General features: G+C 67.4%; 7 protein-coding genes and 2 pseudogenes. 7 read left to right on the top strand and 2 right to left on the bottom strand.

Annotated elements, in window-relative coordinates:
• Both IPN47_18130 and IPN47_18125 read right to left on the bottom strand, forming a co-directional pair.
• On the bottom strand, window positions 1–1,121 hold a 1,121-nt coding region (locus IPN47_18130; protein ID MBK9409922.1), incomplete at its 3' end, for an aminopeptidase P family protein.
• A gap of 74 nt (window positions 1,122–1,195) precedes the next feature.
• Window positions 1,196–1,503, bottom strand: a pseudogene (locus IPN47_18125) (DUF2834 domain-containing protein).
• Between the two features lie 104 nt (window positions 1,504–1,607).
• On the opposite strand from IPN47_18125, the pseudogene IPN47_18120 reads away from it, so the two are divergent.
• The 7 genes and pseudogenes from IPN47_18120 (at window position 1,608) to IPN47_18090 (ending at window position 8,474) form a co-directional block, all read left to right on the top strand.
• Window positions 1,608–2,409: pseudogene (locus IPN47_18120) on the top strand (helix-turn-helix domain-containing protein).
• A 41-nt stretch (window positions 2,410–2,450) separates the two neighbouring features.
• Window positions 2,451–3,581 (top strand): DNA alkylation repair protein, encoded by a 1,131-nt coding sequence (locus tag IPN47_18115; GenBank protein MBK9409921.1) that lies wholly within the window; start codon window positions 2,451–2,453, stop codon window positions 3,579–3,581.
• A gap of 103 nt (window positions 3,582–3,684) precedes the next feature.
• A complete protein-coding gene (locus tag IPN47_18110) occupies window positions 3,685–3,870 on the top strand; it encodes a hypothetical protein (protein ID MBK9409920.1) in 186 nt (61 codons plus the stop codon).
• Between the two features lie 668 nt (window positions 3,871–4,538).
• A complete protein-coding gene (locus tag IPN47_18105) occupies window positions 4,539–5,615 on the top strand; it encodes a PKD domain-containing protein (protein MBK9409919.1) in 1,077 nt (358 codons plus the stop codon).
• A complete protein-coding gene (locus IPN47_18100; GenBank protein MBK9409918.1) occupies window positions 5,612–7,345 on the top strand; it encodes a hypothetical protein in 1,734 nt (577 codons plus the stop codon). Before IPN47_18105 ends, IPN47_18100 begins: the two co-directional genes overlap by 4 nt.
• Complete coding sequence (locus IPN47_18095) at window positions 7,326–7,898, top strand: hypothetical protein (GenBank protein ID MBK9409917.1); 573 nt, start codon at window positions 7,326–7,328, stop codon at window positions 7,896–7,898. Before IPN47_18100 ends, IPN47_18095 begins: the two co-directional genes overlap by 20 nt.
• Window positions 7,899–7,910: 12 nt before the next feature.
• On the top strand, window positions 7,911–8,474 hold the full coding sequence (locus IPN47_18090) for a hypothetical protein (GenBank protein ID MBK9409916.1): 564 nt from the start codon (window positions 7,911–7,913) through the stop codon (window positions 8,472–8,474).
• The last annotated feature ends 95 nt before the right edge of the window (window positions 8,475–8,569 follow it).

Raw genomic sequence — 8,569 nt, 5'->3', positions numbered from 1 at the left:
GTCAGGCTCACGCAGCCGTCAGCCGTGATCAGGACCGTGTCCGAGTGGCGGAAGCCCCCACGTCCGGCAACGTAGATCCCTGGCTCGATGCTGATCAGCATCCCCTCTTGCAGCGTCCGTTCATCGCCGAGCGCCACGTAGGGGCCTTCGTGGCCGGTGATCCCGAAGCCGTGGCCTGTGCGATGCAGGATGCAGTCGCCGTAGCCATGTCGCGCGATCACCGCTCGCACCGCGCGATCGATCTCCGCGAGAATCGCCCCTGGGCGCGCCATGGCGTACGCCGTCGCCCGCGCCTCCAGCATCGCGGCGAAGGGGGCCGCCGCCCACTCGGGGACGTAGCCGAGGAAGAAGGTGCGCTCCAACTCCACGCCATAGCCGTCCACCTGTGCCGTGACGATCGACACGTGAGGGCCGCCGTTCTCCATCGGCATTCCTAACGATGGGATGCGGTGCGGGTCGAACGAGATGGACGGCGGCCACACCGCGGCCTTCGCGTTGGTCACCATGATGTTCGCCGTGGGGATGTCGCGAAAGACCATCGCCATCATGAACTGCGTCACGCCACCGTAGATCACCGCCTCGGGGACGCCGGGGCGACACAGCTGCAGCAACTTCTCGTGCCCCGCCGTCACGATCTGGCAAGCGTGCACGTTGCGCGCGATCTCGTACGGTGTCTTCACGAGTCGCGCCTCCTCGATCACGTCGACCACAGCCTTCACTCCGGGCGTGCGCTCGAAGATCCCGATCGGCATCGCCGATTCGACCCCCACCCGCGATTCGGCAGGAATCAGCGTTCGGAACACATCGAACCAGTTCGCGCCCGACGGCGCGGGAAACTCGGCGTACGTCGCATACGCGAGGTCGCAGCCGGCGCGAGCGCGCACGTGGCTCGTCTCGAGGAGCGGCGCCACCATGACCGGGAGGCCGTCGAGCGGGATGACCAGGAGGAATGGCCGCTCGTGGACGTAGTTGGCGAAGTTCGTGAGGTAGTAGATGTTGACCGGGTCGAAGCACACGTATACATCGACGTCCGTGCTGCGCATGCGCGCGCGCACGCGGTCGAGGCGCTCGGCGAGTTCCGCGCGCGACGGCGCCGCGGTCGTGGCGACTGGAACGGTCATGGCGACAGGCCTTCGAATGGCTCGGGCGATCGGTGGGCGTGACGTCCAGAAGCTATGCCCGTCGCCGAGGGGCGTTAAGGGTGTTTTCCCTGAGTGCGCGCGCGCGTGTCGCTGCGCCGTGTGAGCAGGTACACGAGCGGGCCAAACGAGCCACCGATGAGCGTGGCCACCACCCAGGGAGGATTGCGCCCCGTCGCCTTCGCGTCGCGCCACATCCAGGTGATGACGAGCGTGAGAGCGATCACCAGGTCGGCGAAGACCTGCCCTGCCCCCAGCTCTTGAAGTGCGGTGCGATGATCCCCCAGAAGCCGTGGTGCCAGAGTGCGATGCCACTCAGCACCGCAAACGGGAGGAGGATCGCGAGCAGGATGCGCCTGGACATGGTCAGTCTCCGCGGAAGGGTTGCCGCAGGGTGACGCCGCGCGCGCGGCGCGGCAATTACGTCGGAGGTCATTGCCGTCGCGCCATCGCGGGCAAGATTTCGTCATGCCGAACGACACACCTCCCCTCAGGCGTGCCCTCGTCGCCGCACGCAAGGCACGCCGACTGAGCCAGCTGCAGCTCGCGCTCAGGCTCGGCGTGTCGCAACGCCACGTGAGCTTCGTGGAGAGCGGTCGTGCCGCGCCCAGCCGCGAGCTGCTGGCGGGGTGGCTGCACGAGCTCGAGGCACCACTCGTCGTCCGAAACGAGGCGATGCTGCAAGCCGGCTACGCCCCCGTGTATTCCTCGGCCGCTGCACGACCCCGCGCTCACGCGCGCACGCGAGGCACTCGATCGTCTCGTGCAGGCGCACGATCCCCTACCCGCCCTCCTGCTCGACGCGGAGTGGAACGTGCGCGGGGGGAACCGCGGGGGCCACTGGCTCGCGTCGCTCCTCGTACCACCCGCGCTCCTCGCCGCGGCGGCGCCGCTCAACCTGCTCGACGCCTTCGTCCATCCGGACGGAATCGTCACACGTGTGCGCAACCTGGCCGAGGTGGGCCCCGCGCTGCTCGCCCACGTCCGACACGAGGCGCTCGGCGTCCCTGCGCTGGAGGCTCGCGCCGAGGCGCTGGCACGTGTGCTGCGCGAGCGCCTGGGTGAGAAGGGGCTGCGCGGGCGCGTGGGGACCGCACCGGCCCCCGTGCTCGCCGCCACCTACACAACGGCAGCTGGTGACCTGTCGTTCTTCAGCCTCTTCACGACCTTCGGCACCCCGCAGGACATCACCCTCGCGTCGCTGCGCGTGGAGCACCTGATTCCGGCTGACGCATCGACGCACCAGGCCGTGGTGGCGAGCGTCGGCTAGCGACGCGCATATTCAGGACGCCCCCCGCACGGAGCCCGTCCCTGGCCGAGCCGTTCAAGCACCTCATCAAGCCCGCGCTGGTGCACGCCGCCGCGCAGCAGCTGCAACGCGTGTGGCCCGCGTTCGACGCACCGCGGTTCACCGCGCTGAGCGTGCGCGGGCTGGAATCGCTCGAACTCAAGGCGCGCGCCATGCAGGTCGCCGACGCGCTCGAGGCGACGCTTCCTGACGATTTCGCGCAAGCGGCCGGCATCCTAGAGGGCGCACTCGCGCCAGCCGAGTCTGGGGATAACATGGCGGGGCTCCAACTCGCCGATGACGGCCTCAAGGGGTGGATCCTCTGGTCGGCGGGCGAGTACGTGGCACGTCGCGGCCTCGCCCGACCGGAGCGCGCACTGCAGGCGTTGCACGCCTTCACGCAGCGTTTCACCGCCGAGTTCGCGATCCGCCCGATCATCGTGGCCCATCCCGAACTCGCCTTTGCCACGCTCAGGCGGTGGACCACCGACCCCAGCGCCCATGTGCGGCGCCTGGTGAGCGAGGGGAGCCGCCCACGCCTCCCGTGGGGGTTGCAGCTCAAGGCACTCATCGCCGACCCATCGCCCACGCTCCCGCTTCTCAGCGCCCTGCAGGATGACCCGAGCGAATACGTGCGACGGAGCGTGGCCAATCACCTCAACGACATCGCCAAAGATCATCCGGCCATCGTTGCGCAGTGGCTCGAGGAGCACCTGAAGCATGCCAGCGACGAGCGGCGCGCGCTGTTGCAGCACGCCAGCCGCACCCTCATCAAGCGCGGCGATCGCCGCGTGCTATCAGCGTGGGGGCTCGGGCGGGACTTCAGGGGGACGGCGGCGCTGACCATCACGCCGCGCCGGGTGGCCGTCGGCGAGTCGTTCACGATGACGCTGACCCTGCGCTCGACCGCCCGGTCGCCGCAGCCGTTGGTGATCGACTACGTGGGGCATCACCAGAAGCAGGACGGCCGCACATCACCCAAGGTCTTCAAGGGATGGCGCGTGACGCTCCCCGCCGGTGGCGAGTTGCACCTGACGAAGCGCCACTCCATGAAGGTGGTCACCACCCGGCGCTACTACCCCGGAAAGCACGCCGTCGACATCAACATCAACGGCACGACGGGCGCCAGCGGGCACTTCACTCTCACGCGGTGACGGAGGCCGCGCCAACCAGGCGCGTCGCGCCCCCCCCCTCGCGCCCCTGACGTCCTGGTCCTCGTCCTCCCAGAGCAGCGCCGTCACTCCGTCGCCCACGCAGATGATCCCGGCGTCGAGCGCGGCATCGGAGATCGGATCGAAGCCGACCGAGTCAAGCGACTCCAGGTTCTCGCTGAAGGCCTCCGCCCAGTCGCCGTTAGTGAAGCACGTCATGGGCTGCGGCACCTGCGACAACAGCTCGCTCGCCAGCTCGGCGGCCAGCGCCAACGGCATGATCTCCGTGTGATAGGCGAGGTCGCGGTGCAGAATGCCGGTCGCGATCGACTCCGCGTCGCTCTCGCTAATCTCGAGCCAGGCGTCTTCGAGCGCTCGCAGGCCGACGCTCTGTACGGCGCGGTCGGCGAGGTCCATCGCGCTCTCTGAGAGGGTGTGCGGTATCAACGCGCACGAGACACGTCCGAGGTTGCGTCGTTCGCGAATGTCTGTGACGGGGTTCATGGATGCCTGCTGATTGGCTTGCGTCGTGAGTCAGCCGCGGTTGGGGGTCGCGTCACGCAGGCTACGGCGGCACGTCTGGCCGATACCGACCTGCGCTTCGCCAAGTCTACGCGCCGGGCGCGGTGATGGTGCGGCAACATCTCCCGAACACGCGCTCATCCTGACTTAGTTCCGCTGCCGTAAGCATTCCCACTACACTGCAGCCCGGCATGTGAGCGTAACGATGGATCTCTGCCTCTCGAAGGCCGAATCATGCTCTCCAAGCCGAAACGTCGGGTCGGTGTCCGGTCGTGCGCATCACGCACCGGCTTCGTTCTCCTGTGCAGCGTACTGTCGTTTCGAACGGCATCGCCGCAGAAGCCGCCGCCGAGGTCACCACCCCCACCACCATCGCCAGCGACGGCCGTGCAGCCCCCAGCTGCACAGTCCTTGCCCACGTTAACGCTCGCCCCGCGATTGAGCGTCGCGACCATCACCCCCACGCAGTTCACCGGTGCAGTGTCGGCGGCCGTGGAGGCGATGCGCAGCATGCAGGGGGCGATGTCACCTGACGAGACTCGGCAGTTCGAGTCGAAATGGGCGCCCCTCTACGACTTCCCCACGCCGGAAGCCGTCGCCTATCTCAACGCGCTGCTCCCGCTCCTGCAGGAGTTCCTCGCGCTCCGCTCCTCGATTCCCATGGTCTCGGCCGAACTCGAGGCCGCGTGGCGCGAGGCGGTGATGGCGTCGTCGTACAACAACGAATCGGCCACCCGTGAGGCACTGGCCATCGCGCAGCAGCAGCTGCTGCTGTTACAGTCCCTGACCCGACGCATGGCCGACATCGGCCAGCAAGTCGATGCGCTCGGCGATCCACCGGATGCCACGCAAGCCAAGGCGCGTGTTCGTGCGCATCACGACTCGGCACTCACGGTGACACAGCAGCTGGTGCCGGCGTTTCGCCTGGTACCGTCGTCGGTGCACGCCACCGTGGGGGAGCCCGTCACCTTCACCGTGCAGGCGAGCAGGCTGCCGGCGGCGTACGTGATCGAGTGGAGCTTTGGCGACGGCACGAAGGCATCGTCGCGGGCGAAGTCGCTGCCTCACACCTTCGCGAAAGCGGGATCGTTTGCCGTGACCGCACAGCTGGTGAAACCGTCGCCGCGCGCGGTGCTGGCCACGACATCGGGGACGGCGGTCGTGAACGCTGCCGCCGACGGCCTCGTGTGGGTGTTGCAGAGCGTGGAGCCGAAGCTGAAGAAGATGAAGGACGATGGGTACGATGCGGTCGGTTACTACATCGGGGACCATCCCAACACGACCGAGCACAAGTACACCCCCGAAAGCCACGGTGTACGCTTCGACGTGACGCAGTTCACGGACGTGTATCTCCCGACGGAAACACGGCGCGTGACGTTGTCCAGCACGGTCCGTGTCAACTTCACGCCACCGCCGATGCGGCTCGCCGTCGGTGCGTCGTTTGGCTCGACGGCCACCTATTCAATCAAGCAGTCCGGTGATCTTCGCGCGGGATCGCTCAGACCGCCGGCATGACCGGGATGCTCTACTCGTCCGAGCGGCTTCCCGGCATTGCGCTGTGGAGTATGCGCGCGGGATTCGTGGTCGTCGCCGCGCCAATCGGCTTCACGACCGCGCGGTATCCGGAGCTCAAGTTCCCGTACCCATTTGGCATCGACGGCTACCTCCTGCCGAACGAGATCGGTACTCGCAGCGCGACGGGTGCGTTCGCCGAAGCGCTCACGGCGCCCGCAGGCAAGCCTGGCCAGAGCTGGCGGCTGCTGTACGAGGTGCGCACGCCGGCCATCGTTTCGGCAGGGTCCACCGATTTTGGTGAGTACGACGAGACCTACACCTACGTCCTTCAGCAGGAATCCGCAGCTGCCGCGGCCCCGCAACCCGTGCTGATCGAGTCCGCGAGCGACGTGAACCGGCAGCGCATCGAAGAGCTGCAATCGAACGTCGCATACATCGACCAGACGCTCGCGCGGCTGCGCGCTGATCGTGGACAGGCCACCGATCCGGCCGCGGCACGCGCGCTCGACTTCCAGATCATGCAGGCCGAGACGAGCAAGCTCGCCGAGCAGGACCTGATCGCCTCGCTCGAGTCCGGACAACCGGTGCACACGCGCAGTCCGTTCGACGAGTTCGCGCACGACGCCTTCATCGCCAACACCCGCGAGAACCAGCTCGCCATGCAGGAAGCGCAGCGCGAGATGGCGGCGATCCTGCGCCTTGCGGCGCTGGGCGAGGACGCCGACGCGCTACGTGACTTCGCGCGCAAGCAGCTGCTGGAGAGCGGGGCGATCGCGCGCGCCGACTTCGCCGCCATTCGCCGCGTCGCGAATGCGCTCCACGGTCAGGTGACCGGCTACTGGCAGCGACAGGGCGCGCTCGGCGACGAGGCGGCGCTGGACGCCGAGCAGAACATCTTCGTGGCGAACAGCGTCATCGCGGCAAGCACGATCGTGGTGTCGGCCGGCATGAGCGAGTTGGGGGTGGTCTACGCGGCGCCAACGTGGCTGGCCCGCGCCGGTACGATGGGGTACGCCGGCACCACGGGATACATCGCCAGCGGCAGCGTGAAGGAAGCGCTGAAGTCGAGCGTCGCGTGGTCGTCCACGGTGGGGATGGTGGGGGTCTCGTCGTTTGATGGCTATCAGGACGGCGGCGGCTGGCCTGGTGCGCTCAAGGAAGGCGGCAAGGGGCTCGCCATCGGTTGGCTCTCCGGCAAGGCCTCGCAGTTCGCCGTGGCAAGGATTGGCGGTGGCCCCGCGTTCGCCCCGCCTCGTGCGACCGGACGCATGCCCACCGCGCAGGAGTTCGTGAACGCTCGCGAGTTCCGTCGCGATCAGGCAGCAGGAAAGGCGAAGGTTGAAGCCTTCGAACGTGCCCAGGCCGAACTGCAGGCCGCCGGCTCGAGCGGCGCGTCAGCGAAGAAGATCAAGGAGCTGCAGTCTGCCGTGATGAAGCAAGCCAATGAGATCAATGCCGACCAGCATGCCAAGATGTACCTGCTGAAGTCGGGCCAGGCCAAGCCGGCGACGATTCGCGCCTACGAGAGCTATCACCGGGCGATCCACGCCACCGTCGAAGCGCGCTTCCACGAGCGCATGGCGGAGAAGGGATTCAACCCGCAGGAGGTGCAGCCGGTGCGTAATGCGAGCAGCTCCGGCACCGCCGGCATGGACTACGATCTCGCCCTCGTCGAAGGGCGCGATCCTGCGCAACGGCAAGCCATCGAGCGTGTCCGAGTGGCAACGTGAGGCGCGCGATGCCTACGATCGCGCCTTCAAGGAGAAGACCGGGAAGAGCGCCGAGGAGGCCTGGGAGATGGTGACCACGAGCGTCAACGTCGAAGCGTACAAGGACGTTGGCGACCGGTCGACGGGCAAGTTCGAAGGCTGGCTGTCAGACCTGCGCGATCCGGCCAACATCGCGAAGCTCAAGGCCGAATTGGCGCAGCAGGCCGCCGACGTCACGAGCGTCAAGGGTTGGGAGTTTCGCAACAACGCATCGATGGGAGAAGCCGCGAAGCTGCAGGAGATCTGTCGAGGTACGGCGAAGGACATGAAGACGAAGCTGGATCCGGTGCTGGCCGCCGCGAAGGCGACCACCCCGGCGCAGAAGGAGGCGCTGCGGCAGGCGCGCGCGCACTGGAAGCAGGTGCAGGAAGTCATGGAGGACTTCGGTGCCAACCGCATCGGTCCCATCACCGCGCGACACAAACTCGCGGCGCTCACCGGCAAGTCGAGCGTGCACGAGATCATCGACGACATGGGCACCGTGATGGAAGGTGCCGTGAAGTTCGGGCGCTAGCTGAGCGTGAGAATGCACGACACCGAGGAACTCCTCCTTCCCGGATGGACCGTCCGCATCCGGATGCTCGTCAGTGCGAGACTGTGGAAGAGCTTCGTCCTCGTGTTCGGCATCCCGGTGACGCTGTTCAGCGTCGTCGTGGCGCTCGCGTCAGGCGCGTACGACGGGTTGATCGTGCTCGTGGGCGGACTCGCCCTGTTCGCGTTCCTGTGGGCTGCCGTCGGTATCGTCATTGACGTGACGGGAGGATTCACCGCGGGCTACGCCGTGACAAACCGCGGCGTGCACTTCCGGCTCGGCAAGGGTGCGCGCGGTGCGGCGGACGCGGCTACACTCATCGGACTCCTGTCGCGGTCCCCGGCCGCCATCGGCGCAGGACTCCTGGCCAGCGCAGAGCAGGGCGCGTTCATCGCATGGCGTGACGTTCGCAAGGTCACCATCGACGCGCGAAGTCGGTACATCCAGGTTCGCGCAGCCCTCGGCTCCAAACCGGTCGGGATACACTGTACGGAGGAGAACTTTGCGCGCGTACGCGAGGTCGTGCGCGAGCGCTCGGCGACTCCACACCCGGCTTGACATCGGCGACGAGGTCGACCGCCGGATGCGTGAACGGTGACACGCATCAGGGAGACACGTCCCGACGTCGCGTGGCTTCCCCGATTGAGTGTATC

This window comes from Gemmatimonadota bacterium, from assembly GCA_016719105.1.
Classification (GTDB): domain Bacteria; phylum Gemmatimonadota; class Gemmatimonadetes; order Gemmatimonadales; family Gemmatimonadaceae; genus SCN-70-22.
This window is presented reverse-complemented; position numbering and strand designations above follow the sequence as displayed.

Coding starts and splice junctions, on each gene's coding strand:
- IPN47_18110 (MBK9409920.1), top strand. CDS start 3,685: ATGATCCCGGCGTCGAGCGCGGCATCGGAGATCGGATCGAAGCCGACC.
- IPN47_18090 (MBK9409916.1), top strand. CDS start 7,911: ATGCACGACACCGAGGAACTCCTCCTTCCCGGATGGACCGTCCGCATC.
- IPN47_18100 (MBK9409918.1), top strand. CDS start 5,612: ATGACCGGGATGCTCTACTCGTCCGAGCGGCTTCCCGGCATTGCGCTG.